Annotated in this window: 21 protein-coding genes, 2 tRNA genes and 4 pseudogenes; 19 read left to right on the forward strand and 8 right to left on the reverse strand. The window is 53.7% G+C overall.

Going from position 1 to position 26,506, the window contains the following annotated elements; genetic code table 11:
- Positions 1-77: 77 nt before the first annotated feature.
- Together GM30_RS08645 and tsuB are read left to right on the forward strand one after the other, a co-directional pair.
- Positions 78-1,087: pseudogene (locus GM30_RS08645) on the forward strand (YeeE/YedE thiosulfate transporter family protein).
- 19 nt (positions 1,088-1,106) lie between these two features.
- A complete protein-coding gene (gene tsuB / locus GM30_RS08650; protein WP_049848280.1) occupies positions 1,107-1,334 on the forward strand; it encodes a thiosulfate utilization sulfurtransferase TsuB/YeeD in 228 nt (75 codons plus the stop codon).
- A gap of 34 nt (positions 1,335-1,368) precedes the next feature.
- Here the strand turns inward: tsuB and sbcB are convergent, their stop codons facing one another.
- On the reverse strand, positions 1,369-2,805 hold the full coding sequence (sbcB, locus tag GM30_RS08655) for an exodeoxyribonuclease I (RefSeq protein ID WP_193391774.1): 1,437 nt from the start codon (positions 2,803-2,805) through the stop codon (positions 1,369-1,371).
- A gap of 194 nt (positions 2,806-2,999) precedes the next feature.
- On the opposite strand from sbcB, the gene dacD reads away from it, so the two are divergent.
- The 9 genes from dacD (at position 3,000) to GM30_RS08700 (ending at position 9,731) form a co-directional block, all read left to right on the forward strand.
- Entirely contained in the window at positions 3,000-4,172 is a 1,173-nt protein-coding gene (gene dacD, locus GM30_RS08660; protein ID WP_155483950.1) for a serine-type D-Ala-D-Ala carboxypeptidase DacD, read from the forward strand.
- A gap of 89 nt (positions 4,173-4,261) precedes the next feature.
- Positions 4,262-4,729, forward strand: coding sequence for a DNA gyrase inhibitor SbmC (sbmC, locus tag GM30_RS08665; protein WP_049848282.1), 468 nt, complete (start codon positions 4,262-4,264; stop codon positions 4,727-4,729).
- 93 nt (positions 4,730-4,822) lie between these two features.
- A complete protein-coding gene (locus tag GM30_RS08670) occupies positions 4,823-5,881 on the forward strand; it encodes an FUSC family protein (RefSeq protein WP_049848283.1) in 1,059 nt (352 codons plus the stop codon).
- 172 nt (positions 5,882-6,053) lie between these two features.
- Positions 6,054-6,389: a DUF496 family protein gene (locus GM30_RS08675; protein WP_049848284.1), complete on the forward strand. Its 336-nt coding sequence runs from the start codon at positions 6,054-6,056 to the stop codon at positions 6,387-6,389.
- A gap of 114 nt (positions 6,390-6,503) precedes the next feature.
- Positions 6,504-7,040 carry a bifunctional adenosylcobinamide kinase/adenosylcobinamide-phosphate guanylyltransferase gene (gene cobU / locus GM30_RS08680; RefSeq protein ID WP_049848285.1) on the forward strand — a complete coding sequence of 179 codons (537 nt, stop codon included), beginning with the start codon at positions 6,504-6,506 and terminating at the stop codon, positions 7,038-7,040.
- Entirely contained in the window at positions 7,037-7,777 is a 741-nt protein-coding gene (cobS, locus tag GM30_RS08685) for an adenosylcobinamide-GDP ribazoletransferase (protein WP_049848286.1), read from the forward strand. The genes cobU and cobS overlap by 4 nt, the downstream gene beginning before the upstream one ends.
- A gap of 15 nt (positions 7,778-7,792) precedes the next feature.
- Positions 7,793-8,848 carry a nicotinate-nucleotide--dimethylbenzimidazole phosphoribosyltransferase gene (cobT, locus tag GM30_RS08690; RefSeq protein ID WP_049848287.1) on the forward strand — a complete coding sequence of 352 codons (1,056 nt, stop codon included), beginning with the start codon at positions 7,793-7,795 and terminating at the stop codon, positions 8,846-8,848.
- A 222-nt stretch (positions 8,849-9,070) separates the two neighbouring features.
- A complete protein-coding gene (locus GM30_RS08695; RefSeq protein WP_049848288.1) occupies positions 9,071-9,424 on the forward strand; it encodes a type II toxin-antitoxin system RelE/ParE family toxin in 354 nt (117 codons plus the stop codon).
- Positions 9,425-9,428: 4 nt separating this feature from the next.
- Positions 9,429-9,731, forward strand: coding sequence for a helix-turn-helix domain-containing protein (locus GM30_RS08700; RefSeq protein WP_049848289.1), 303 nt, complete (start codon positions 9,429-9,431; stop codon positions 9,729-9,731).
- A gap of 48 nt (positions 9,732-9,779) precedes the next feature.
- Here GM30_RS08700 and GM30_RS08705 read toward each other — a convergent pair.
- Positions 9,780-9,855, reverse strand: a tRNA-Asn gene (locus tag GM30_RS08705).
- Between the two features lie 5 nt (positions 9,856-9,860).
- Here GM30_RS08705 and GM30_RS27850 point away from each other — a divergent pair.
- Both GM30_RS27850 and GM30_RS08710 read left to right on the forward strand, forming a co-directional pair.
- A complete protein-coding gene (locus GM30_RS27850; RefSeq protein WP_420340992.1) occupies positions 9,861-9,953 on the forward strand; it encodes a DUF5951 family protein in 93 nt (30 codons plus the stop codon).
- Positions 9,954-10,047: 94 nt separating this feature from the next.
- A pseudogene (locus tag GM30_RS08710) lies at positions 10,048-11,456 on the forward strand (EmmdR/YeeO family multidrug/toxin efflux MATE transporter).
- Positions 11,457-11,497: 41 nt separating this feature from the next.
- Here GM30_RS08710 and GM30_RS08715 read toward each other — a convergent pair.
- The 4 genes and pseudogenes from GM30_RS08715 to puuD form a co-directional block, all read right to left on the reverse strand.
- Positions 11,498-12,536 (reverse strand): annotated as a pseudogene (locus GM30_RS08715) (NAD(P)/FAD-dependent oxidoreductase).
- Positions 12,537-12,538: 2 nt separating this feature from the next.
- Positions 12,539-13,881: pseudogene (locus GM30_RS08720) on the reverse strand (aldehyde dehydrogenase family protein).
- A gap of 125 nt (positions 13,882-14,006) precedes the next feature.
- The gene (puuR, locus tag GM30_RS08725) at positions 14,007-14,564 is read right to left on the reverse strand and encodes an HTH-type transcriptional regulator PuuR (RefSeq protein ID WP_049848290.1); all 558 of its coding nucleotides are present in this window, start codon (positions 14,562-14,564) and stop codon (positions 14,007-14,009) included.
- Positions 14,565-14,590: 26 nt separating this feature from the next.
- The gene (puuD, locus tag GM30_RS08730) at positions 14,591-15,355 is read right to left on the reverse strand and encodes a gamma-glutamyl-gamma-aminobutyrate hydrolase (protein ID WP_049848291.1); all 765 of its coding nucleotides are present in this window, start codon (positions 15,353-15,355) and stop codon (positions 14,591-14,593) included.
- Positions 15,356-15,567: 212 nt separating this feature from the next.
- Here puuD and GM30_RS08735 point away from each other — a divergent pair, with 212 nt between their 5' ends.
- The 5 genes from GM30_RS08735 to GM30_RS08750 all read left to right on the forward strand — a co-directional run bounded on the left by GM30_RS08735 (position 15,568) and on the right by GM30_RS08750 (position 20,218).
- Positions 15,568-16,986 carry a glutamine synthetase family protein gene (locus tag GM30_RS08735; protein ID WP_049848292.1) on the forward strand — a complete coding sequence of 473 codons (1,419 nt, stop codon included), beginning with the start codon at positions 15,568-15,570 and terminating at the stop codon, positions 16,984-16,986.
- A gap of 172 nt (positions 16,987-17,158) precedes the next feature.
- Positions 17,159-17,344 (forward strand): hypothetical protein, encoded by a 186-nt coding sequence (locus GM30_RS27855; RefSeq protein WP_420340993.1) that lies wholly within the window; start codon positions 17,159-17,161, stop codon positions 17,342-17,344.
- On the forward strand, positions 17,334-18,653 hold the full coding sequence (locus GM30_RS08740) for an APC family permease (RefSeq protein WP_049848293.1): 1,320 nt from the start codon (positions 17,334-17,336) through the stop codon (positions 18,651-18,653). Before GM30_RS27855 ends, GM30_RS08740 begins: the two co-directional genes overlap by 11 nt.
- A gap of 65 nt (positions 18,654-18,718) precedes the next feature.
- Positions 18,719-18,794, forward strand: a tRNA-Asn gene (locus GM30_RS08745).
- 161 nt (positions 18,795-18,955) lie between these two features.
- Positions 18,956-20,218: a tyrosine-type recombinase/integrase gene (locus GM30_RS08750; RefSeq protein WP_049848294.1), complete on the forward strand. Its 1,263-nt coding sequence runs from the start codon at positions 18,956-18,958 to the stop codon at positions 20,216-20,218.
- A gap of 518 nt (positions 20,219-20,736) precedes the next feature.
- Here GM30_RS08750 and GM30_RS08755 read toward each other — a convergent pair.
- Both GM30_RS08755 and GM30_RS08760 read right to left on the reverse strand, forming a co-directional pair.
- Entirely contained in the window at positions 20,737-20,943 is a 207-nt protein-coding gene (locus GM30_RS08755) for a helix-turn-helix domain-containing protein (protein WP_049848295.1), read from the reverse strand.
- Complete coding sequence (locus GM30_RS08760) at positions 20,940-21,401, reverse strand: hypothetical protein (protein ID WP_049848296.1); 462 nt, start codon at positions 21,399-21,401, stop codon at positions 20,940-20,942. The genes GM30_RS08755 and GM30_RS08760 overlap by 4 nt, the downstream gene beginning before the upstream one ends.
- Before the next feature lie 241 nt (positions 21,402-21,642).
- Here GM30_RS08760 and GM30_RS08765 point away from each other — a divergent pair, with 241 nt between their 5' ends.
- Complete coding sequence (locus tag GM30_RS08765; RefSeq protein WP_049848297.1) at positions 21,643-26,496, forward strand: NACHT domain-containing protein; 4,854 nt, start codon at positions 21,643-21,645, stop codon at positions 26,494-26,496.
- Positions 26,497-26,506 lie beyond the last annotated feature (10 nt).

Below are 26,506 nucleotides of genomic sequence, written 5' to 3' on the forward strand. Positions count from 1 at the left end.
TAGAAACTTTGGTTATTGGTTCCTGGGGGATGGGTCAGGAATAATTTCCTGATAATTAATTAACAGGTTAAGTATTAATGTTCTCAATGATTCTAAGCGGGCTGGTGTGCGGCGCGTTGCTGGGCTTCGTCATGCAGCGCGGGCGCTTTTGCCTTACCGGCGGCTTCCGCGATATGTACATCGCCAAAAACAACCGCATGTTCTATGCGCTGCTGATTGCCATCTCCATTCAGAGCCTCGGTGTCTTTGCCCTGATTCAGGCAGGCGTGGTGAGCTATGACGCAGGCGCGTTTCCGTGGCTCGGCACCACCGTCGGCGGCTTTATTTTCGGCCTCGGCATTGTCTACGCCGGCGGCTGTGCCACCGGCACCTGGTATCGCGCCGGGGAAGGACTTATCGGCAGCTGGATTGCCCTGTTCACCTATATGGTGATGAGCGCCATCATGCGTTCGCCGCACGCGGCAGGGATTAACCAGATCCTCAAAACCTACAGCACGGAGCACAACGGCATTGCCGATACGCTCAATATTTCCGTCTGGCCGCTGATCGCGGCACTGCTGGCGGTCACGCTGTGGCTGGGGGGGGAAGAGNGAAAGTCGCTACGTTGCCGCCGCGTCGTACCGGCCTGGCGCATATTCTGTTTGAAAAGCGCTGGCATCCGTTTGTCACTGCGGTGCTGATAGGCCTGATCGCATTGCTGGCCTGGCCGCTGAGCGAAGCCACCGGTCGCATGTTCGGTCTCGGCATCACATCGCCCACTGCAAACATTCTGCAGTTCCTGGTGGCGGGCGACAGCAAGTTCCTCAACTGGGGTGTTTTCCTGGTGCTCGGTATTTTCCTCGGTTCGTTCATTGCCGCGAAAGCCAGCCGTGAGTTTCGTGTGCGCGCGGCTGATGCTGCCACCACGCTGCGCAGTGGATTCGGTGGTCTGCTGATGGGCTTCGGCGCCAGCATGGCAGGGGGGGGGGNGATGACCTGGCAGGGCTGGATTGGTCTGGTATTTATGATCCTCGGCGTATGGACCGCGTCGTGGATGTTGTATGTCCGTCCGCAGCGCAAGGCGAAACTCGCCTCCGCCGTGGCGTAACTGAAAAGCAGGAGTGGTTATGGCAGTAAAAAAACTGGACGTGGTGACGCAGGTTTGCCCGTTCCCATTGATTGAAGCAAAAGCGGCGCTGGCGGAAATGGCCAGCGGCGATGAACTGGTTATTGAATTCGATTGCACCCAGGCGACGGAAGCCATTCCGCAGTGGGCGGCGGAAGAGGGCCATGCCATCACCGATTACCAGCAGGTGGGTGACGCGGCCTGGAGCATTACCGTTCAGAAAGCCTGATTATCACGCCTCCCGCCGCTCGCGGGAGGCCGTTTCAGACGATGTCCTGCGCGTACTGATACAGCGCCTTAAGCAGCCCCAGCTTTTCACTGTCCCCTTCGTACTGACCGTATAACATTTCCAGCTCCTGGGCGTAGGCCTGCAGAAACTCCGGCGTAAAGACGTTGCGGCGATGCTGTAACCAGCGCTGCTGCTCGGCGTCATCCAGCGTTCCGGGGAAATTACGGGCGCGATAGTTAAACAGCAGGCGTTCGATTCGCGGATCAGCAAACGTAATGTCCAGCGCGGGCAGATTACGCGGTTCCGTCTCCAGCACGATTTTCATCGCGGCGCGATCAGCATCGCTGAAAAAACCGTTATACAACTGCGCGTCAACGTTATCCGACGGAACAAAGGGTTCGGCTTCGGCAAAGATCGCCACGACCTTATCGCGCACCTGCGGGTTTTCACGCAGCACGTTGAGGTTATCGAGACAGTGCTGACGGTTGATCCCCAGACGGTCAGCGTCTTCCGGGCGCAGCGTATTGGCCTGCGCCAGTATCGGGCATTTATTCAGGTGTACCAGTTTCACCGGTACCGGGACGTTATCGCCGAGATCCGCTTTGGCGGTATAAAGCCGCTCGCGCAGGGTGTTGGCATCCAGCTCCAGCAGCGGAGAGATATCCCCTGCAAGATCAACCATAATCACCGCGTTGCGGTTGTCCGGGTGCCAGGCGAGCGGCGCCACCCAACTGGTATTGCCACGCCAGGCGCCAAACATGCCGGAAACGTGCACCAGCGGTTTCATCTGCGGCACGTCAATCAGTGGGGCGAGTTTCTGTTTGCTGCGGTGGCTATAGAGATAGTCAAACAGGCGCGGCTGCTGGCTTTTCACCAGCTTCGCCATGGCGATGGTGGCGTACACATCGGCCATCGCGTCGTGGGCGTTGCTGTGTTCAATCCCGTTGGCTTTGGTCAGATGCTCAAGGCGGAAGCTCGGCAAGCCGTCGTCGTTATCCGGCCAGTTAATGCCTTCCGGGCGCAGCGCGTAGCAGGCACGCATGACGTCGAGCAAATCCCAGCGCGAGTTCTCGTTCTGCCAGCTCCAGGCGTAAGGATCGTAGAAGTTGCGGTAGAAAATATTCCGCGTCACTTCATCATCAAAGCGGACGTTGTTGTAACCCACCACGCAGGTTTTGGGCACGGTAAAAATGTCCTGAATGCGTCGGGCAAACGCGGCCTCGTTGTCGCCTTTCGCCCGCGCTTCCTGCGGGGTGATGCCGGTAATTAATACCGCTTCGGGTTGCGGCAGATAGTCATCGGCAGGCTTGCAGTAAAAGACCTCCGGCTCGCCGATAATGTTGAAATCCGCATCGGTACGGATCGCCGCGAACTGCGCGGGCCTGTCCAGCGAGGGGCTGGTGCCAAAGGTTTCGTAGTCGTGGAAGAGAAAAGTTGGCCGCGTTGCTGAATCAGACACCCGAAGCTCCATCCTGTTTGAATATGATGGGGTTATGGTAAACGATTGTGGCCTGACATCCGAATAAAAAGCCGTGCTTTCTCGTGCATCAGCACAGAATGAAGAGTGACGAAAGCGAGGCTGTCACATTTCTTTGCAATTTTGCCGGGCGCTGAGACGCGAACTTCCGTAAAAAGAACAGCGATTTTTATCACGTTCTTGAGGATATGCTGTTGAAACGCCGTTTGTTTATTGCTGCATCTTTACTCGCGATGAGTATTTCATCGGCTCTGGCCGCCGACGCGATTGAGTTTTCCCCCGCACCGCCGACGATAAAGGCGGGCTCCTGGGTTCTGATGGATTACACCACTGGCCAGATTTTAACCTCCGGCAATGAACATCAGCAGCGCAACCCCGCCAGTCTCACCAAGCTGATGACCGGCTATGTGGTGGATCGCGCCATCGACAGCCATCGTATTAGCGCAGACGACATGGTTACCGTGGGCCGCGACGCATGGGCAAAGGGAAACCCGGTGTTTGATGGTTCATCGCTGATGTTCCTGAAAGCGGGCGATCGCCTGACGGTGCGCGATTTAAGCCGCGGCCTGATCGTCGATTCCGGTAACGACGCCTGCGTGGCGCTGGCGGATTACGTCGCCGGTGGGCAGCCGCAGTTTGTGGCAATGATGAACGACTATGTGGCAAAACTTGGGCTCAAAGATACCCATTTTGAAACCGTTCACGGTCTGGACGCGCCGGGCCAGCACAGCTCTGCTTACGATCTGGCGGTGCTCTCGCGGGCCATTATTCACGGTGAGCCTGAGTTCTATCACATGTACAGCGAGAAGAGCCTGACCTGGAATGGTATCACCCAGCAGAACCGTAACGGCCTGCTGTGGGACAAAACGCTGAACGTCGATGGTCTGAAAACCGGCCACACCTCTGGCGCGGGGTTTAACCTGATTGCTTCGGCGGTGGATGGCAAACGTCGTTTGATCGCCGTCATCATGGGCGCGGACAGTATGAAAGGGCGCGAAGTCGAAGCCCGCAAGCTGTTGCAGTGGGGCCAGCAGAATTTCGATACGGTGCAAATTCTGCAACAGGGTAAACAGGTCGGCACCGAGCGCATCTGGTACGGAGACAAAGAGACCATCGCAGTGGGAACCGCTCAGGATTTCTGGCTCACCCTGCCGAAAGCGGAGATCCCGCATATCAAAGCAAAATACGTGCTGGATCAGAAATCGCTGGAGGCGCCGCTGGCGGCCAGCAAACGGATCGGCGAGATTGAGCTTCTCGATCGCGACAAGGTCATCGCGCATATGCCGCTGGTCACGCTGGAACGGGTGGAGAAAGGCGGTTTGTTCTCGCGCTTCAGCGACTGGCTGCATCATAAAGCGTAATTTTGTGAATTCTCGCACATACTATGATCCTCTCCTCTGCTAGTTTTATATGTATATTTATACAGTAAATCATCAATAATGGAGGCAGCATGGAATACAGCATCAGGCAGGAAAACACGCGCACGATTGCCGGGTTTCATTTGGTCGGGCCTTGGGATCAACAGGTCAAACAGGGATTTGAACAGCTCATGGCGTGGGTGGATGGCAAACAGATTCAGCCGCTGGAATGGATTGCCGTGTACTACGATAACCCGGATATCACCCCGGCAGAAAAGCTGCGCTGCGACACCGCGGTGACTGTACCGGAGGGTTTTCAGATCCCGGCGAACAGCGAAGGCGTGATGCTGACCACCGTGGAGGGCGGAGATTATGCCGTTGCCCGCGCGCGGGTCGAAAATTTTGATTTCGCCACGCCGTGGTATCAGTTCTTCGACAGCCTGCAGCAGGATGCGACCTGGCAGTTCGCGCAGAAACCCACCTTTGAGGTTTACCTGAACGATGGCGCGACTGACGGCTACTGGGATATCGACATGTACGTCGCGGTCGAGCGTAAGTAAAAAGCGCGGAAATTCGGGATGATGACAGTAGCGTGATGCGATCGGCAGAAAACCCGTTACAATTGTGCTTTACGGCGTTGCCGGAGAGCGGGTGTGCGTGCAGATAAATCACTAAGTCCTTTTGAAATACGCTTGTATCGCCACTACCGTGTGGTTCACGGTGTGCGGATAGCGCTGGCATTTATTCTGACCTTTTTGCTGGTCCGGGTGTTTGATATTCCGGAAGGGACGTGGCCCCTGATCACACTTGTCGTGGTGATGGGGCCTATTTCATTCTGGGGAAACGTGGTTCCCCGTGCGTATCAACGCATTGGCGGCACAATACTGGGCGCCGTGCTGGGGCTGGTGGCGCTTAAGCTCGAACTTATTTCACTGCCGTTGATGCTTGTCTGGTGCGCCATCGCGATGTTTCTCTGCGGCTGGCTGGCGCTGGGCAAGAAACCGTATCAGGCACTGCTGATTGGCATCACGCTGGCGGTGGTGGTTGGCGCGCCGCCGGGGGATCTGACTACTGCGCTGTGGCGAAGCGGTGATGTGATATTTGGCTCGCTGCTGGCGATGCTGTTTACCGGCATCTGGCCGCAGCGCGCGTTTCTGCACTGGCGCATTCAGATGGCGCACTTTGTCACCCTCTACAACCGCCTCTACCAGACGGGAACCTCGCCCAATTTGCTCGAACGCCCGCGTCTTGATACGCATCTGCAGAAAATGCTCAGTGACGTGGTTAAAATGCGTGGGCTGATCACTCCCGCCAGCAAAGAAACGCGCATTCAGAAATCCATTTTCGAAGGCATTCAAACCGTTAGCCGCAATCTGGTCTGCATGCTGGAGCTGCAGGTCAACGCGCACTGGGCATCGCGCGAAAGCCATTTTGTGATGCTCAATGCCCGGACGCTGCGTGAGACCCAGCAGATGACCCAGCAAACGCTGCTGACCATCGCCCACGCCTTGTACGAAGGCAATCCACAGCCGATACTGGCTAATAGTGAAAGATTAAGTGAAATCGCCGCCGAATTGCGACAGCTGATGCAGGAATACCACAGTGAAAACCTGTCAGAAACGCCGATTCACGGCTATGTGTGGCTCAGCATGGAGCTGGCGCGCCAGCTGGAGTTGCTTTCCCATCTGATCTGCCGCGCATTGCGCAAATAAAAGACAGACGGGCGAGGGTTTGATGTCAGGTTGTTTCGATTCAGCGGCATTTAGGGTTATGATGATCCCAAAGCAAAAACCATTGTCATTAGCAATTGCTATACGTAATGTATCCCTCAGACGATAGCGGTTGTGTTAACGAATCCGAGTCTTAATTAGCAGGGGTGTAAAAATGGAAACAACTAAGCCTTCATTTCAGGATGTACTGGAATTTGTTCGTCTGTTCCGACGCAAAAACAAATTGCAGCGTGAAATCCAGGACGTTGAGAAAAAGATCCGTGACAACCAGAAACGTGTTCTGCTGCTCGACAACCTGAGCGACTACATCAAGCCAGGCATGAGCGTCGAGGCCATTCAGGGTATTATCGCCAGCATGAAAAGCGATTATGAAGATCGCGTTGATGACTACATCATCAAAAATGCCGAGCTGTCCAAAGAACGTCGTGATATTTCCAAAAAGCTGAAAATCATGGGCGAAGTGAAAGTGCCTGAAGCGAAAACCGAATAAACCGGTTGGCGGTGAGAGCGTGGCTCTCGCCGTTCCCTCTCTCTTAAATCCTGATGTTTGTATGAATCTTATTTTATCCAAACCCGCACGATGCTTGCATCAGGAACCCTCAACATGATTATTATCACTGGCGGCGCGCGCAGCGGTAAAAGCCGGCACGCCGAGNTTTGCCACTACCGTTCCGTTCTCTATATTGCGACATCGCAAATCTTTGATGACGAGATGGCGGCGCGGGTTGCCCATCACCGGCAAAGCCGACCAGCGCACTGGCGCACCGAAGAGCGCTGGCAACGCCTCGAACAGCTGATCACGCCGGAGAATTCCCCCGACGAGGCGATCCTGCTGGAATGCATTACGACGCTGGTCACCAACATCCTGTTTGCTGAAGGCGGCGCAAGCGATCCCGAGAACTGGGATTATGCCGCGCTGGAAAAACGGGTGGATGACGAGATATCACATCTGATTACGTTGTGCCAGCACTGCCCGTCACCGGTCGTGCTGGTCACAAATGAAGTGGGAATGGGTATTGTGCCGGAGAACCGGCTGGCGCGACATTTTCGTGATATTGCCGGACGGGCCAATCAAAAACTGGCGCAGGCGGCGGAAGACGTCTGGCTGGTGGTGTCAGGTATAGGAGTCAAAATAAAATGAACAGGGTTTTCTTTGCCACGCTCTCTTTTATGAGCCGTCTGCCTGTGCCGCAGCGCTGGTCTCAGGGTGTAGAGCTGCAGGATTATGTCCGTGGCATCACGACATTTCCGCTGGTCGGGCTGCTGCTCGGGGCGCTGGGCGGGCTGGTGTTCGCGCTACTGCATACCTGGTGCGGTACGCCGCTGGCGGCAATGTTTGCGGTACTCGCGCTCGCGCTGCTGACAGGCGGGTTGCATCTGGATGGACTCGCGGATACCTGCGACGGCGTCTTTTCGTCACGCCCGCGCGAGCGGATGCTGGAGATCATGCGCGACAGTCGTCTCGGCACGCATGGCGGGCTGGCACTCTTTTTTGTCCTGCTGGCGAAAGTGTTGCTGGTCAGTGAACTGGCGCTGCGTGGCGTCTGGCTTCCTGCTGTGTTGGCTGCTTCCTGTGCCACCGGGCGCGGTGTTTCGGTGCTGCTGATGTATGGACAGCGCTATGCGCGTGAAGAGGGGATGGGCAACCTGTTTATCGGCAAAGTGACGTTCAGGCAGGCAGCGATTACGCTCGGGATCACCGCCGTGCTGGCGATCGCGCTGCTGGGAATGAACGGTCTGGTGGCGTTTCTGTTCACCCTCGTGGTTATCTACCTGATCGCAAAACTGCTCAAACGCACGCTTGGCGGCCAGACGGGCGATACGCTGGGTGCGGCAATTGAACTGGGCGAAGTGGTTTTTCTGCTGGCGCTGCTGTGACCGGGAACGCAAACGATGCAAAATTTTAACGCGTTACTGGAAACTATTCCGCTGCCTGATACGGCCGCGATGATCCACGCGCAGCAGCATATTGATGGTTTGCTGAAACCACCCGGCAGTCTTGGGAAGCTGGAATCGCTGGCGGTGCAGCTGGCGGGCATGCCGGGTTTAGGCGGTCAGTTGCAGCTCGATAATAAAGCGATTGTCGTCATGTGCGCTGACCATGGTGTCTGGCATGAAGGCGTTACTATTTCACCGCAGATCGTCACCGCCATTCAGACCGAAAATATGATCCGCCAGAATACCGGCGTCTGTGTGCTGGCGAAGCAGGCGGGCGCTCAGGTGCATGTGGTTGACGTGGGTATCGATGCCGATCCGATCGCCGGCGTCGTCAATATGAAAGTCGCGCGAGGCAGCGGAAACATCGCCCGGGAAGCGGCGATGACGCGCGAGCAGGCGGTCGCGCTGCTGGTGGCCTCGATGCAGTACACTCGCCAGCTTGCTGCTGAAGGCGTGACGCTGTTTGGCGTTGGCGAACTGGGTATGGCAAACACCACGCCAGCCGCCGCAGTCGTCAGTGTCCTCACACAAACCGCACCGGATGCGGTGGTCGGCATCGGGGCAAATCTGCCGGTAAACCAGCTGGCGCATAAAGTGGATGTGGTGCGCCGCGCTATTGACGTCAATCAACCTGATGCCAGCGATGCGATCGACGTGCTGGCAAAAGTGGGTGGCTTCGATCTCGTTGGCATGACCGGTGTTATGCTTGGTGCCGCCACCTGTGGCTTACCGGTCATTCTGGATGGTTTTCTGTCATACGCTTCTGCACTCGCCGCCTGTCAGATCGCCCCGACGGTCAAACCCTATCTTATTCCGTCTCACGTTTCTGCCGAAAAAGGCACCCGCGTGGCGCTGAACGCGCTCCAGCTTGAACCGTACCTGAATATGGATATGCGGCTGGGAGAGGGCAGCGGCGCGGCACTGGCAATGCCTGTCGTCGATGCCGCCTGTGCAATGTACAACCAGATGGGCACGCTGGCAGGCAGTGATATTGTGTTGCCGGGAGTGTAGCGCTGTGTTTCGTGCCGGGGTAATACCTCGGCAGATTCTCTCTTCCCTTTTGCGGCGTTGCTCGTAAAGACACTGACTTACCGTGTCGAATCTACTGAAAAATCGGAAAACGCCCCGCGTTCCGTATATAACCTGTCTGTGCCTCGCTGTTCTTCTCCCTCACACTCTCCGTTATCGCTTTACACCTATATAGTTTTTAACCTATATTGATAAGGAGATCCCGTGTGGATGATTAAAACGACGAACAGGTTTGATACTTGGTTCGATTCACTTTGCGATAGCGATCAGGCGAGTGTTCTGGCCTCGCTGCTGGTTTTACGCGGCAGTGGACCGCAATTGTCCCGGCCGTATGCGGATACGGTTAAAGGTTCTCGCTTTCACAATATGAAAGAGTTACGAATCCAGAGCCGGGGAGAGCCGCTTCGTGCATTTTTTATTTTTGATCCTTTCCGTGACGCCATTTTGCTGTGCGCCGGAAACAAGGCAGGTAACGAGAAGCGATTCTACGATGAAATGCTGCGGGTTGCGGATCGCGAATACACGAACTATCTGATGAATTCAGACAAAAAGGAGTAACAAAATGGGCAGAACGCTGGAGCAGATGCTCGCTGATGCAAAACCTGAGGTTGTTGCACAAGCGCAGGCGCTGGCCGATGATATCCTGCTGAATATCCATCTGGCAGAACTGCGTGAGAAAGTGCAGAAAACGCAGGTGGAGATGGCCAGGACGCTGGGCATCAAACAACCCACGATTGCGGGAATGGAAAAACCGGGGCGCGACCTGAAACTGTCTACGCTGAAGCGCTATGTTGAAGCTGCGGGCGGCAAGCTGCGTTTTGACGTCGAACTGCCCGATGGCTCGCACTACGGTTTCGTACTGTAACGGCGTGAAAAAGCAAAAAGCCTGCTCGAAAGCAGGCTTTTCAAAATCTGGCTCCTCTGACTGGACTCGAACCAGTGACATACGGATTAACAGTCCGCCGTTCTACCGACTGAACTACAGAGGAATCGTGTGGAGGCTTATCTTAGCGGCGAAAAAATCTTTGTCAAACCCCATTTCTCGCATTCGTGTCCAATTGCTTCTTCTGCCAACAATTTGTTGTAATTTCCGTCAATTAATGCAGAAAAAAATTTTGCAGCTTTGCGTATTCTCCATCATCATTTGAAATGGAGTTTCAACTTTCTCAGTAAGGTCCCCTTTGAACGTCACCGCAGCACTTCGCCAGTCCGTAGAGCGTACGGCCTGGTATAAAAACCGAAAAAGTTATCGGGTTCTCTTCTGGCGTGAAATCACCCCTCTTGCTGTACCTATCTTTCTGGAAAACACCTGTGTTCTGTTGATGGGCGTATTGAGTACGTTTCTGGTCAGCTGGCTGGGGGCGGAATCCATGGCGGGCGTCGGGCTGGCTGACAGCTTCAACATGGTGGTGATGGCGTTCTTTGCGGCGATTGACCTCGGTACGACAGTGGTGGTGGCCTTCAGCCTCGGCAAGCGCGATCACAAGCGGGCGAGGTCGGCGGCGCGGCAGTCGCTGGTGATCATGGCACTGTTTTCCGTGGTGCTGGCGATCGTCATCCATGCCTACGGTAAAGAGATTATTGACGTTATTGCCGGAGCCGCGACCGAGCCGGTGAAAGCGCTGGCGCTGACCTATCTTGAACTGACGGTGATCAGCTACCCGGCGGCCGCCATCGCGCTGATTGGCAGCGGCGCGCTGCGCGGGGCAGGCAATACCAAAATTCCGCTGTTGATTAACGGTGGGATGAACATTCTGAACATTATCATCAGTAGCGGGTTGATCTACGGCTTTATGTCCTGGCAAGGGCTGGGGTTTGTCGGAGCCGGGCTCGGGTTAACCATTTCGCGTTATATCGGTGCAATCGCCATCGTGCTGGTGCTGATCAAAGGGGTGAAATCACTGCGCATTCCGTTGAGAAGCTACTTCAAGCCGCTCAATTTCGGCATCATCTGGGAAGTCATGGGCATTGGGATCCCCGCCAGCATTGAATCGGTGCTGTTTAACGGCGGGGAGGGGGTGNCGCCGGAATGGGCACGGACGTTATCGCGGGTAACTTTATCGCCTTCTCCGTGGCGTCGCTGATCAACCTCCCGGGGAACGCCCTCGGTTCTGCATCGACGATCATCACCGGCAAGCGTCTCGGCAAAGGACAGATTGGTCAGGCGGAGCGCCAGCTGCGCCACGTGTTCTGGCTGTCGACTATCGGGCTGACGGCGATTGCCTGGGGCACCGCGCCGTTTGCCGGGCTGTTCGCGTCGTTTTATACCCAGGATCCGAACGTTAAACAGGTGGTGGTCATCCTGCTGTGGCTCAACGCGGCGTTTATGCCGATCTGGTCAGCATCGTGGGTGCTACCGTCAGGTCTGAAAGGCGCGCGGGATGCGCGTTTTGCCATGTGGGTGTCGATGTTCAGCATGTGGGGCTGCCGCGTGGTGGCAGGCTATGTGCTGGGGATCATGCTCGGTATGGGGGTTATCGGCGTCTGGCTGGGGATGTTCCTCGACTGGGCGGTGCGTGGCGTACTCTTCTACTGGCGGATGGTCAGCGGACGCTGGTTGCAGAAATATCCAAAACTTAAGTCACAATAAAAAAACGCACAGGGGGGATCACCCTGTGCGTGGGCGATAAATCACACCCCAAGGCGATCGCGGAGACTGTAATACGCCGCGCCCATAGCGGTAAACGGAATGCGCAGGTTGCGCCCACCCGGGAACGGATAATGCGGCAGTTTTGCAAACGCGTCGAAACGCTCCGCATCACCGCGTAATGCTTCTGAAACCAGCCGACCGGCCAGGTGCGTACAGGTCACGCCGTGGCCGCTGTAACCCTGCATGTAATAAATGTTGNNCAATCTTCCACACAGTAGTTATTCGGGATCAGCGACTGCGCCACCTCCGCTGACAGCGGTTCGGTAGTGACCACCTGGGTGCCGCACGGCATGCTGCGTTTTGACAGTTCCGGTTCGACTTTGTCGCCGAGATAGGCGTTACCGGCGACGATCACGTAACGGGCGGTGACCTGGCCTTTTTCGGTGCTGATCACCGCCGGGTTGCTGTGCTGGATTTTGGTCACCGGTGATTGTTCGTACACGCGCCCGCCGTTCAGACGGATCGCGTCGGCTTCACCAATCGCGAGATTCAGCGGATGAATATGCCCGCCGCTACGGTCGAGGAGGGCACCGACGTAGCGATCGGTATCCACTTCTCTGGCAATTGCATCAGCGTCCAGCAGCTCCAGTTGCGTGTTGCCGTAGCGCTCCCAGTTCTCTTTTTGCTCTTCCAGCGTTGCCAGTTGCTTATGGTTCAGCGCCACAAAAAGGCCACCAGGGCGGTAATCGCAGTCAATCTGATAACGTTTAATGCGCTCGCGAATGATCTCGCCGCCTTCAAACATCATGCTGCCAAGCATGCGCGCGGCCTCAGGGCCGTAGCTATTTTCAATCACGTCGATGTCGCGGCTGTAGGAGTTCACCAGCTGGCCGCCGTTACGACCGCTGGCACCAAAACCGATGCGGGCAGNNCCATTTCGGCAAGATGCAGGGCAGAGGAGAGCCCCGTGTAGCCGCCGCCCACCACGCAGACGTCGCAGGTAATGGATTCAGAAAGTGTCGGAAATGGTTGGTATTTATTGGCGCTGGCGGCGTAATAGCTTGTGGTATGTTCGGTCATGATTAAGGCTCCAGGGCAATCCAGATGGTTTTCAGTTCGCTAAATTTTTCAAGGGCATGCAATGACTTATCGCGACCATTGCCGCTTTGTTTGTAACCGCCGAACGGCACGGTCATATCCCCGTCGTTATAGTTGTTCACAAACACAGAACCCGCTTTCAGGCGGCGACTCATGCGATGCGCACGATTAAGTGAGCCGGTCCACACGGCGGCGCCGAGTCCGTAATCGCTGTCATTGGCCAGCTGTAGCGCCTCGTCTTCTGTACGGAAGCGGTTGACGACCAGCACCGGGCCGAAAATTTCGTCGCGTGAAATGTGGGATGTGGGATCGACATCGACAAAAATGGTCGGGCCGACGGCGGCCGGATGGGCATCGCTGCGCCCGTCAAGCAGCAGCGTGTTACCGGCTTCTCCATCCCGAATGAAGCTTTGCACCGTGTCGGCATGAGCGTTATCGATTAACGTGCCCATGGTGCAGGCGGGATCGAGCGGGTTGCCCGGCTGCCAGTTTTTCGCCTGCTGCTGAAGCAGGGCGAGGAAACGGTCGGCGATGCTCTCTTCCACTAACAGGCGAGTCCCGGCGATGCACACCTGGCCCTGGTTGTAGAAGATCCCCGCGGCGGTGGTGGCGGCGGCTTTTTCCAGATCCGGACAATCGGCAAAAACAACGTTGGCGCTCTNGCGTCTTTCAGCAGCTGTTTGCCGGTGCGGGTCGAGCCGGTGAAGGTGAGCACGTCCACATCCGGATGTTTTGACAGCGCCTGTCCGGCTTCGTGACCGTAACCGCTGATGACATTAAGCACGCCGTCCGGCAGTCCGGCTTCTTTTGCCAGCCCGGCCAGACGCAGCGCGGTCAACGGAGATTTTTCCGACGGCTTCAGAATGACGCTGTTGCCCGCCGCCAGCGCCGGGCCGAGCTTCCAGCAAGCCAGCAACAGCGGAAAATTCCACGGCACAATGGCGGCNGCGCGGGCCGCGCCGGGAATATCATCACGCAGGCTATGGCGAATCGGTTTACCGGTATCGAGCGTTTCCAGTAACGCCAGCTCCTCGTGATGCTGCTCCATAAGATCCGCGAGCTTATTCAGCACTGCCTTGCGCTTTGCCGGTGCCGCCTGTGACCAGTCGCCGCGTTCAAATACCTCACGGGCGCCGCGCACGGCAATCTCCACGTCGGCTTGTTTGCCCCGCGCTACCTCGGTAAGCGGGCGCTGAGCGGCGGGATCCAGCGTGGCAAACGTGCTGCTATCCTGTGCCTCGCAATAACAGCCATTAATAAATAAACGGCTTTCCGGGGTGATATTTTTTGCTTTTTCCTGCCAGTAATTCAGATGATGGAAATCCATAGAAAACCTCTTATTTCAATCGGATAAATTATTGTTCCGGCAAAATTTGGCCGCAGAGAGCCGCAGGCGGGTTCGCCTGTGACAATCTGTTTTAATAAAGGCCTGAAAGCGTCAGGCCAGAAAAATCAGAACGTGGTGGGAGTGTGGGCGCTGATGATGCGGCAGATGCCTGCCGAAGTGTTGCTGAAACTGTGAGGAATGCCGGTGTTAATGGCGTAACTCTGTCCCGCAACTAAGTGGTATGACTGACCGTTGATGGTCAATACCACTTCACCTTCCAGTATTGTGCCAATCTCCTCACCCTGGTGTTTGATCCGCTCGCCTGTCGTCGTACCAGGCTGGTACGTTTCAAAGATCATGGCCAGTGTGCGATTAGGATTTCCGTTATGAATCAGCTTCATGGAAACACCCTGACTACCAATTTCGATCAGGTCGTCCTGATTAATCACGACCTGCGGCTCGTCCGGTTTTTCCGGTTCGGCAAAGAACTCGGAGAGGGACAGACCGTAGACTTTCAGCAGCTTCTGGAGCGAGCTGATTGCCGGGCTGACTTTATCCTGCTCAATGGTGCTGATAGCACTGTGTGTTAATCCAGACAGTTCGGCTGCGCGACGCTGAGAAAGACCCAGTTGTTGTCGAATCTCCGCCAGACGTTTCCCCGGAGCCAGGCCGTCATCGCTCATAATTGCTTTTTCCTTAACAGTAGTGGTCAGAGTCGCTGCTTTTCAGCGAGATAGTTCTGACAGGCAGTAATAAAACCTTCGAGCAACAAACGCGACAGGGCGTATTCGCTACTGTTCCATTCCGGGTGCCACTGCACGCCCAGCGCGTAAGGGTGATCGTGAACGCTCACCGCTTCCACCAGTCCGTCCTGCGAGCGCGCTTCAACACGCAATTGCGGCCCCAGTGTTTTTGCTCCCTGGCCGTGTAAGGAGTTAACCCAAAACGTGCTGCACCCGGGTATCAATGCAGAAAGCAATCCGCCTTCCAGTACCTGGACTTCATGCGATGGTGCGTACTGCTGCTCCACCGGTAGCTCCGCATCTTCGCGGTGTTCCAGAAACTGTGCGTGATCGCACAGGCGACGATACAGAGTCCCGCCGGTAGCGACAACCATTTCCTGCATACCCCGGCAGATGGCGAAAAGGGGGATGCGCCTTTCGAGCGCGGCGTTGATTAACGCGATGCTCAGTTGATCACGCCCGGGATCGGCGTCAGGCTCATCGCCGTTTTCACCATAAAGGTGCGGCTGGACATTGCTCGGGCTGCCCGGCAGGAAAATACCGTCAAGTTTCGGCAGCAATGCGGCAAAAAGTTCCGGTTCCGCCAGCGCGTGCGGTAACGCGACGGGCAATCCTCCCACGTTTAAAACGGCATTCAGGTACTTCTCTTGCAGAGTCTGGGTCTCATGACCCTTGATCCTGTTCCTGCACATCACAACACCAATAACTGGCTTGTCAAATATATTGCCCATGATCGGCCTCACGTTCTGGAAAAAATTATTGCCAAACGATTCCTTGTTGCAAATTTCCGTTCAATATTTTCTCAATCTAGCAGTGGTTTAACTTGTTTGCAAACTTGATTTAACATTTGACAAACATTTAGATTGCATCCACAGTCGATAAATGGACATTATATTTAACGGTCTGTGTCAGTGACCGTACCTCAAAGCAACGGCGGTGAATCATGGAAACCAATATCGTAGAAGTTGAGAATTTTGTTCAGCAGTCTGAAGAGAGACGAAGTAGCGCGTTTGCGCGCGAAGTAAAACACTATCTCGAACGTTACCCGCAAACGCAGTATGTCGATGTGTTGTTAACCGATCTGAACGGCTGCTTCCGCGGCAAACGCATTCCGGTTTCAGGTCTGCGCAAGTTAGAGAAAGGCTGCTATTTCCCCGCCTCGGTGTTTGCGATGGATATCCTCGGCAACGTTGTGGAAGAAGCCGGACTAGGGCAGGAACTGGGCGAGCCGGATCGTAGCTGTGTTCCTGTGCTGGGTACGCTGACGCCGTCCGCCGCGGACCCGGAATTTATCGGCCAGATGATGCTGACCATGCTGGATGAAGATGGCGCTCCCTTTGACGTTGAGCCGCGGAACGTACTGAACCGACTCTGGCAGCAGCTTCGCCAGCGCGGTCTGCACCCCGTGGTAGCGGTAGAGCTGGAGTTCTATTTACTGGATCGGCAGCGTGACGCGGAAGGGTATCTCCAGCCGCCGTGCGCACCGGGCACCGAGGATCGCAATATGCAAAGCCAGGTCTATTCCGTCGATAACCTGAACCACTTTGCCGATGTGCTGACCGATATTGATGATTTAGCGCGGATGCAGCTTATCCCTGCCGATGGCGCGGTCGCTGAAGCTTCGCCGGGGCAGTTCGAAATCAATCTTCATCATACCGATAATGTGCTGGATGCCTGCGACGATGCGCTGGCGCTGAAGCGCCTGGTTCGCCTGGTGGCCGAGAAGCATAAAATGCACGCCACCTTTATGGCGAAACCCTATGAAGAGCATGCGGGCAGCGGGATGCATATCCACATCAGCGTGCTGAATAATAAAGGTGAAAACGTGCTGGCGAACGCCGATGGCGAAGATTCGAGCACTCTGAAGCGCGCGCTGGCAGGAATGATAGACCTGATGCCTGCATCTATGGCACTGTTGGCGCCTAACGTAAATTCCTACCGTCGTTTCCAGCCTGGCATGTACGTGCCGACGCAGGCGTCATGGGGGCATAACAACCGTACGGTGGCGTTGCGGATCCCCTGCGGCGATCGTGATAATCATCGTGTTGAATACCGCGTGGCCGGTGCGGATGCCAACCCGTATCTGGTAATGGCCACCCTGCTTGCGGGCATTTTACATGGTCTGGATAACGATCTGCCATTGCCGGCTGAGGTGGAAGGCAACGGACTGGAGCAGGACGGTTTGCCGTTCCCGATCCGCCAGAGCGATGCGTTGTGTGAATTCGCAGAAAATGACGCGCTGCGAGCCCTGTTGGGGGAGCGTTTTTGTCACGTCTACCATGCGTGTAAGAACGATGAGTTAATTCAGTTTGAGCGTCTCATCACCGATACCGAAATCGAGTGGATGCTGAAAAACGCCTGATTACCGGGCAAAGAATGTGTAAGACCGTAGCATCATGCTGCCTGCGCGGAGCCGGGCAGCCAGACATTGCAGGAAATCCTGCCATTTCCCGTATGTCGCGTTATGGAGCGCGGGCGGCATCGGGTCTTCAGAAACACGACAGATTTTGTGACGAGGAAATGAGATGATGCAGATGTTTAAATACCCGCATGGCGAGGGCGGTTGCCTGAGCCGCTGTGAGTACGGGCCACGCCCGCACCGTGAACGCGTTTTTGCCCCCGATCTCACCCGATTGACCCCCTTGCTAAGCAGATTTGCACTAAGGAAACAACGAACGCAAATCTCCGTCGGCAAAGGGGGGAACGGGCATGGCGACTAATTCCTCTCTGAATGCCTCACCGCAGGCGGGAAAACCGCAGCTGCGTAAATCCCTCAAGCTCTGGCAAGTGGTGGTGATGGGCCTGGCCTATCTGACGCCGATGACTGTGTTTGATACCTTCGGTATCGTTTCGGGCATTAGCGACGGCCATGTTCCGGCCTCTTATCTTCTGGCGCTGGCCGGGGTGCTGTTTACCGCCATCAGCTACGGCAAACTGGTGCGCCAGTTCCCGCAGGCGGGGTCCGCCTATACCTACGCGCAAAAAGCGATTAACCCGCACGTCGGCTTTATGGTTGGCTGGTCGTCACTGCTCGACTACCTGTTCCTGCCAATGATTAACGTGTTGCTGGCAAAAATTTACCTCACCGCGCTGTTCCCTGGCGTGCCACCGTGGGTGTGGGTGGTGACGTTTGTGGCAATTCTCACTGCCGCCAACCTGAAGAGCGTCAACCTGGTGGCGAACTTTAACGCGCTGTTTGTGCTGGTGCAGATTGCCATCATCGTGGTCTTTATTTACCTGGTGGTGGATGGGTTGCATAAAGGCGAGGGCGTCGGGACGGTGTGGTCGCTGCAGCCGTTTATCAGCGAGAACGCGCATCTGATCCCGATCATTACCGGCGCGACCATCGTCTGTTTCTCGTTCCTGGGTTTTGACGCGGTTACTACGCTGTCGGAAGAGACGCCGGATGCGGCAAAAACCATCCCGAAAGCGATTTTTCTCACCGCGTTATATGGCGGGCTGATCTTTATCGCCGCCTCTTTCTTTATGCAGCTGTTTTTCCCGGATATCAGCCGCTTTAAAGATCCCGATGCTGCGCTGCCGGAAATTGCGCTGTACGTTGGTGGCAAGCTGTTTCAGTCGATTTTCCTCTGCACTACGTTTGTGAATACGCTGGCGTCGGGGCTGGCGTCGCACGCCAGCGTGTCGCGTCTGCTGTACGTGATGGGCCGCGATAATGTCTTCCCTGAAAAGTACTTTGGCTATGTGCATCCGAAGTGGCGCACGCCGGCGTTGAACGTGATCATGGTGGGTATTGTGGCGCTGTCGGCATTGTTCTTCGATCTCGTCACCGCCACGGCGTTGATTAACTTCGGCGCGCTGGTGGCCTTCACCTTCGTTAATCTGTCGGTGTTCAACCACTTCTGGCGTCGCGAAGGACGCAATAAAACCTGGCAGGAGAAGCTGCACTACCTGATCCTGCCGCTGATTGGCGCCGCCACCGTTGCTGTACTGTGGATTAACCTCGAGATCACTTCGTTGACGTNAGTCCTGACGCCGGGAGTGGAGAATAAATCGGCAAACGAATGAGTTAGTGCAAAACAGACTTTGACAAGCCCGGGGCGCATCGTTAATATGCGCCCCGTTCACGCGATTCCTCTGTAGTTCAGTCGGTAGAACGGCGGACTGTTAATCCGTATGTCACTGGTTCGAGTCCAGTCAGAGGAGCCAGATTCCTGTTTTCAGGCGTACTTATAAGTTCCTATATGATTAGGTTTCAATAAGTTAGCGTGAAAATCTTTCCCGATGCGTATCTGGTTTTCCCTCCGCATCCGGCGAAATTGGTGGTCTGATTTGGGGTCATTTCAGTTCGATAATGGAGTGACCACCATATGTCCCTGTCCGACGCGAAAATCCGCAGTATCAAGCCTTCTGATAAACCCTTTAAACTGACCGATTCTCATGGTCTGTATCTGCTTGTCAATCCGGGCGGTTCACGCCTCTGGTATCTCAAATATCGCTTCAACCGAAAAGAATCCCGTATTGCTTTGGGTGCCTATCCTCAGGTGTCGCTTTCCGATGCCCGCCAGCAACGGGACGGTATCCGTAAATTGCTGGCGCAGAATATCAATCCCGTACAACAACGCATCACTGAAAAAGCCGCCGCGTCACCGGAAAAATGCTTTGAAGCTGTCGCGCTGGCATGGCACAAAACCAACAAGAAATGGTCAGTTGACTACGCTGAACGCATCCTTGCCAGTATGAAAAATCATATCTTTCCGGCAATTGGTCATTTGCCCGTCACGATGCTGAAAACGCAGCATTTCACGGCGCTACTGAAAGTTATCGAGGATAAAGGCTTTCTGGAAGTCGCGTCCCGAACCCGGCAGCAGCTTTGCAACATCATGCGTTACGCCGTGCAGCAGGGACTGACCGAAAACAATCCGGCGCTGCATCTGGAAGACGTCACCGCGCCGCCGGTTAAAAATCATTATCCTGCCCTGCCGCTGGAACGGTTGCCCGAACTGCTGGAGCGTATCGGTGACTATCAGCAAGGGCGGCAGTTAACAAGGCTGGCGGTGGTGTTGACACTCCACCTGTTTATTCGTTCCAGCGAACTGCGCTTTGCCCGCTGGAGCGAGATTGATTTCAGACATAAAATCTGGACTATTCCCGCTACCCGCGATGCGATAGACAAAGTTCGTTTTTCAGGTCGTGGCGCTAAGATGCGTACTCCACATATTGTGCCATTGTCCCGACAGGCAATTGCCATTCTGAAGCAGATAAAAGAAATCTCCGGCCATCTGGAGCTGGTCTTTCCCGGCGACCATAACCCGTATAAACCGATGAGTGAAAACACCATCAACCGGGCGCTGCGTCTTATGGGGTATGACACAAAAACTGATGTTTGCGGACACGGCTTCCGGGCAATGGCCTGTAGCGCGCTGGTTGAATCAGAACTCTGGTCGCGGGATGCGGTGGAGCGGCAAATGAGCCATCAGGAGCGTAACAGCGTTCGGGCGGCGTATATTCATCGCGCCGAGCATCTTGACGCCCGTAAAGCCATGATGCAGTGGTGGTCGGACTATCTGGACGTGAGCCGCGAGGGATACGTTGCGCCGTATATTTACGCGCGGCAGCATAAGGCAGCCTGAGCCAATAGCAGTATAATTTGTTAAAAATGAAAAAGCAGATCCTGATTGAATCCGGATCTGCTTTTTGCATTGAAAGGATTTTCCTTCAATTTTTGGGTTATTAATCGGAAAGCGTACAAAATTATTCTACTCGAATAATTTTGTGCGAAAACCTATCAATATATTACGAATTAATAGGCAAATAACGAAAATTATTTACAGTGAATAATTTCAGGCGATGCACAATTATTCATCAGATTCATTGTGATTTCCTTAGCGTAATAAAGCGTGAAGAAAGCCTTAAGCCATCAGAGGACAGATCCGGCAGTTTTCAAAGGCGACATTGCCGATAAAAGGGCAACCATCCTGATACCTCAGGCGCTTCTTTCAGGTCATGAAGCATTTCGTGCAGGCGGGAGCTTAGTGGGTAACAAAAAAGGCTGATAATAGGAAACTGTTTTTGCGATTCAAAGGATTATGACAGATCGGATAAACAAAATGCGGCGCAGCTTCCGTATCCGGGCTGCGCCGGGGGGATATCAGCGGTAGCGCGAAGGCCAGATTTGCTCAGGCGCGATGCCTAACGCTTCCGCTATCAACCTTTCGCCTTTGGGCCAGCGGCGGTTAAGGGCGTTGGTCAGCGTGGAAGACGCCAGTCCCGCCTGACGGGAAAGCGCTGACAGCGAAGTGCCACGTTTTTTCAGCCCGGCGATAATGTCGGCGGAATGCCAGTCCTGCTGCATCATGCGGCCACCTCGTCGATAAACTTCACGCCGTCAGCAGTGCGGAGCCAGCGCGGCGCTTTCATTTTCGCGGCGAAATAGTTGATCAGTTCATACAGCAGGCCGCTAAGGTGTTTCTCCATTTCAGAGTAAAAGCCTTGCCCTGCCAGCATCTGTGTCAGAGAGAGACAGTAGCGACAAAGCTCTGTGCATTCAGGCTCAAAACGAGGGGAATTGGCAGGAAGGGTGTCAACGGTCAGGCTTTCAATAAGATGGGGCGGAACGGGTTCTAACAACGTGGGCTGCAACAGCGACAGACAAGCGTTGAGTCTGCCGCAGAGCGCCATTTTCAGCGTGGGATCATTGCTTTCAATCAGGGTTTCAGCGAAGTTTTCACAGTGGTCGGCAAGGACGGTGAAATCCGTAGCGGCATTGAAGGGAACTACAAGTAACGGATGTGTCTGAGTGGGGATCGTAGCCATAATGGCAACCTCCAGTAAGTGATTAATTGAACCACCACCGAAGAGACCAATCCCGGCACCTGAATTTGCAGGTGCGGATTAAGGATACTGCGTTTGGCGATGGGCGGCAAGAGTCCGTATTTGAAGTGCCATTGCCGTAATGACAGTTTTACCCGGGTACTGTATTTTTATCTCTTTGTTTTACCAATCGCCTGTCCGTAAAATAAGCGCCAACACGGAATTCATGCTATGAAGGTGGAACTTGTCTGATACGAATCTGAGCGGTCCCTCAAACGGTGGTGGCGCGGCAACCAGCAGCGGTATTGTCTTTCAACAACAATTAGGCGCGTTTTTTGCCGCTCAGATCCTGAGTAATGACCCGTTGGATCCTTCATTGATACTGGGTGATGCAACACCTGTCCGGCTTCGCTTCGAAACTGAAGCGCCAGTTGATGATGTTCTTGTGGCAACGTCTGTGGGTGGATTTCTCGCAATTCAGGCAAAAACAACCGTCCCACTTTCAGATAATGAAAAGAGTCCTTTTTACCGGACGATTGAACAGTTCGTCCGACACTGGCTAACCTGTCGGGATGGTGATGGTTCTCTGGGGTGGAACCGCCCTCTATCGCCGGAGAAAGATCGGCTGATTTTAGCCGTAAGCATCAAAGCATCAGCGACTGTTCGGACCGATCTTTCCGCCGCGTTACGCCATCTTTCCCAGCAGGGCCGCGGAGCTATGAACAGGAAACAGAAATCAGCGTCTGATATTTTCGAACATTGTGTGTCCACCGCGTGGGGCCGGATTACCACGGAGCCCCGGCCATCAAATCTGTTAGCCGAACTTGCCCGTCTGATTGCCGTTCACGTTGTTGATGTTGAAAATATCGCATCAACACTTCAGATGCGACTTAGTCGCAGCCTTGCCAGAGAAACCGACTCAGCAGCAGCCCTGAGTATTCTTGTCACCGCCTGTGGGGAGATGATGTCCCGACGCGATGGCTGTGATGCATTATTATTACGTAACATGCTGGTAGGAAAAGGGATTAAACTGGCAGCACCGCCACAATATCAGGCGGATATTCATCAACTTATCCGCCACTCTCAACATGTTGCCAATGTCTTACAGCAGTATGAAACCATCGATAATCCCTCCGGCCAGCCGGTTACCTTGCGCAGGGAATGCCAAGATGCGGTTGAGCAGGCTGTGCAGTCCGGCTCGCTATTAATTATTGGTGAACCCGGAGCCGGTAAAAGCGGCGTACTAAATGCGTTGGCCCGTAGCCTGCGCAATCGTGGGGACGATGTTCTTGAACTGGCAGTTGATCACTATTCGGTTGAGTCACTCGAAGGACTGAGCCGTGAACTCCGGCTAGATCATTGCCTGACTGAAGTGCTTGAAGCATGGGATGGTACATCTCACGGCTGGCTGATTATTGATGCCCTGGATGCGATCCGTGGGGGTAAAGGTGAGGCCGTTTTTCGTCCCCTGATTGAACAAGTACTGAATCAAAAGGGGCGATGGCATGTTATTGCCTCTATTCGCAGTTTCGATTTGCGTATGGGGGTGAAGCTTCGCGATCTGTTTAGAGGTCACCCTCCAGTAGCGGAACGTGCCGATACGCAGTTTTCTTTGGTTCGCCATATTGTTATTCCACGCTGGTCAGATAGCGAATTTAGCCAGTTACTGGAACAATCTTCGGCGCTGACAGCAGCACTTGAGCAGGCTTCTGACAGGCTTCACGATTTAGCAAAAGTACCGTTTAATACACGATTGCTGGCTGACCTGGTTTCGCAATATGCGGATATTAATCTGAGTCGTATTTCATCCCAGAGCGAATTATTAAAACTCTACTGGATGTATCGTGTCGAGAAACATGGGCTGAACGCCCGACAGTGCCTTAAGGCTCTGGTTGATCATATGATTGCCACACGTTCACTCAGGGCTCCATCCCTGTTGACGGGCGCAGATGCCGATATGATTGATACACTCTCTCGTGAAGGCGTTGCCGTCAGAGAGGCTAACGATCGCTGGGTACAGTTTCGTCATCATCTGCTCTTTGACTATGCTGCGGCAAAAATTTCATTCGATCCTGACGCGCTCATTGCGGGAACCTTGCGTTTCCCTAAACAGCAGGCTCAGGGGTTGATGCTTTCTCCCGCACTGGATTTTGTGCTTCAGGAAATCTGGCATTATGACGAGGATCATCACGGTTTCTGGCAAGCGGTAAGTCATCTGGTTAATGATAACGATGGCGATCCGATTATCCGTAGTGCAACAGGCCGGATTGCGGCTGAATATCCTGTTGCACAAAACGACCTGCTCTGGCTCGCTAAACGTGTGGCAATGGACGATCAGAACGTTATTTCCACACTCAGTCATCTCTGCGGCGCGCTGGCAATACGGTTTGAAGATGAAAAAGAAGTGGCCCTGCTTCCGTGGGTACATCTGGTATCGGCTTTAACGCCTGACATCAATAAAGTCGCGGAGACGTTACGATTTTTGCTGCATCCGCTTATCAGGCGGGTAACTGAACCTGATCTACGCAATATTCTGGGTACAGCCTGCCGTGCCGTGCTTTCTTATGGCCTTAAGCAGGGTGAGCCGGGCTATTTTGTCAGAAGTGCTATCCCCCTCATTGCAGATACAATCAACACTGACGTTGATGCGTCTTGTTGTTTACTGGATCAGATTATTTCCATCGAACGTCTCCAGCGTTTTGGTTCAGAAGAAATTCCCGTACTCTGTTACAACATAAAGAAAATCGCAGATTGTGCTCCTGAGTTTGTTGCCAGCGTATTCGAGTTTGTCTATCGCTACGATGTCACCGAAGAACGTGAAACTACGCTGGGGAACAGTCGAATTCTGCCGCTGAGATCAAATGCCCGACAGGACTATGAATCGGCTCGTTATTCACTCGGTGAGTTTTTCTCCCATTTTCTCGAACAACATCCCGAGCAGGCTGTTGATGCTGCCGTCAACGCTTTAAATGGATACGTTGCCCGGCGCCATCCTATTGATTCCCCTGTGATGCATTTATCCATTTACGGGAATGATATCTCTCTTAGGGCCGATCGCAGCCACATCTGGGCGTACAATCCTACAGGCGAACACGCGTATGACGGAGAAGTACTGGTTAAGAAACTATTTCAGCATTTGAAAAGCGCGACTGAACCAGACGTGTTAGTTCTCGCAGAACTTATTCGTCAAAAAGCCTCACTGGCAATCTTCTGGGCCAGGCTCTTTCTGGCGGCAAATGAACGTAATGATAGCCTGGTTGATTTTCTCTGGCCCATTGCAGCGCAGGAAGCGTTTATCCAGAACGAAGATACTCGTAAAGATGCTATCGATTTGGTCAGCAAAGGAATTGCCCGGCGTCCAGTGGAGGAACGGCAAATGCTGGAAAATGCAGCATTCCAGTATAATTTCTCTGGCTATATTTACCCGGAAGAAGCAAAGAAACGACTGTTATATCGCCTTTTCAACGCGATTGGATCAGATAATCTTTCTACTGAAGCCGCCCGAAACTTTCTGAAAAATACGCAGGGGGATGATGAAATATCAGGTAATAAAAGGCTTTTCGATATTTCTCCGATCAACGTTAGTACGGGTATACCTTATGATTTTATAGAAGGTCTGGATCAAAATGAGCCAGCCAATGCCATGGTTATCAGTGCTGTTAAAACAGCGAAAACTGCACTGGGGTTAACGACAAATAATACACTCTCCTCTGAATTATCGCTGGAAGATGTTTTTGGCATTCTCGAGCCGCTTCGTGAACAACTCAATGCTGTAAATATTCATACCTATGTGCGCACAACTGCGGAGGATGTTATTGTTCGGGCCTGCGTTGCGGCTGTTGAACAGAAATTATTACCACCTGCCAATGACAACCAGGTAGATGAACTGACCCCTCATTTTTTGGACTTATTGCATATGACTTCTCGCGCAATATCTCCAACTGTCAATGAAGATACCGAGGATAACTTTGCCAACAGCGTTAGCTGGGGCTCTCCTTCACCGAGGATTGATGCTGCACGAATTTTTCTGGATGTAATTCCTTTACGTCCCGATCTGTATGACCGACTGAAACCTGATATCGAAAGGATGCTGATTGACCCTCACCCGGCAGTTCGTCTTCAGGCATCAACACGCCTGTTAAGGTTGTGGGACATTGCTCCGGAGAGCGTATGGCATTACCTGAATGAACGCGTGGAGCAGGAAATCAATACCGGCATAATAGAGCATATGGTTGGGGATGGAATCAGACGTCTGCTATATACCGACCCGACGCGTTCTTTCTGTCTTATCCAGAAACTGCTGAGACGTTTTAGTAACGATCCTGAACGTCAGCACCGTATTCGCAAGATAGTTAGCATCGATCTGGCAATTCTCTGGGGTGTCCATGAAATTAGGGAAGCATATGATATTCTTCAATGCTGGATTGTCGATCCCACTATTTATAGTCATGAACTTAAACAAATTTTATTTACATTAAGGGATGGATTCGTTCTTGGCTTTGCCGAACAGAGTACACCGAAGGACATTGGAATCAGACGACGGGGGTTAGATATAGCCTATAGCATTATTGATGCTGCCGGAAAAAAACTGGAAGAGTATTCACCCCGCACCGATCTGACAGAGATCGAACTGGAAGACGTAAGATGCTGTTTTGCAATTATAGACGGAGCATGTCTGCAACTTCGCTTTGTTTGTGAAGGGAAACATAATCCTGAGAAACCATTAGCAGAAGAAGAACTTAAGAGATTTCTAAACGAAACTGAACTGCACATGCGGCGCATTGGTGATTGCAGCACGCCACACACTATTTACTACCTTCTGGAACTGCTTGAAACGCTTGTTCCTGTCGATCCTGCAAAATGTTTTGATCTGATGGCCCATGCCTTACGTCACGGAACAAGGTTTGGTTTCCAGAATGAACATATGGGAATGGAACAACTGGTAAAAATGATGGGGATGTTTCTTGCCGACTATAAAATCATTTTTGAAGAAGAACATCGACGCACCTGTTTGATAGAAAGTCTGGATATTTTTATGGATGCAGGCTGGCCATCTGCCAGGCGTTTGCTTTATAGGTTGCCGGAATTGATTCAGTGAACAAACAGAA

This window comes from Trabulsiella odontotermitis (assembly GCF_001188485.1).
In the GTDB taxonomy this organism is placed as follows: Bacteria; Pseudomonadota; Gammaproteobacteria; order Enterobacterales; family Enterobacteriaceae; genus Trabulsiella; species Trabulsiella odontotermitis_A.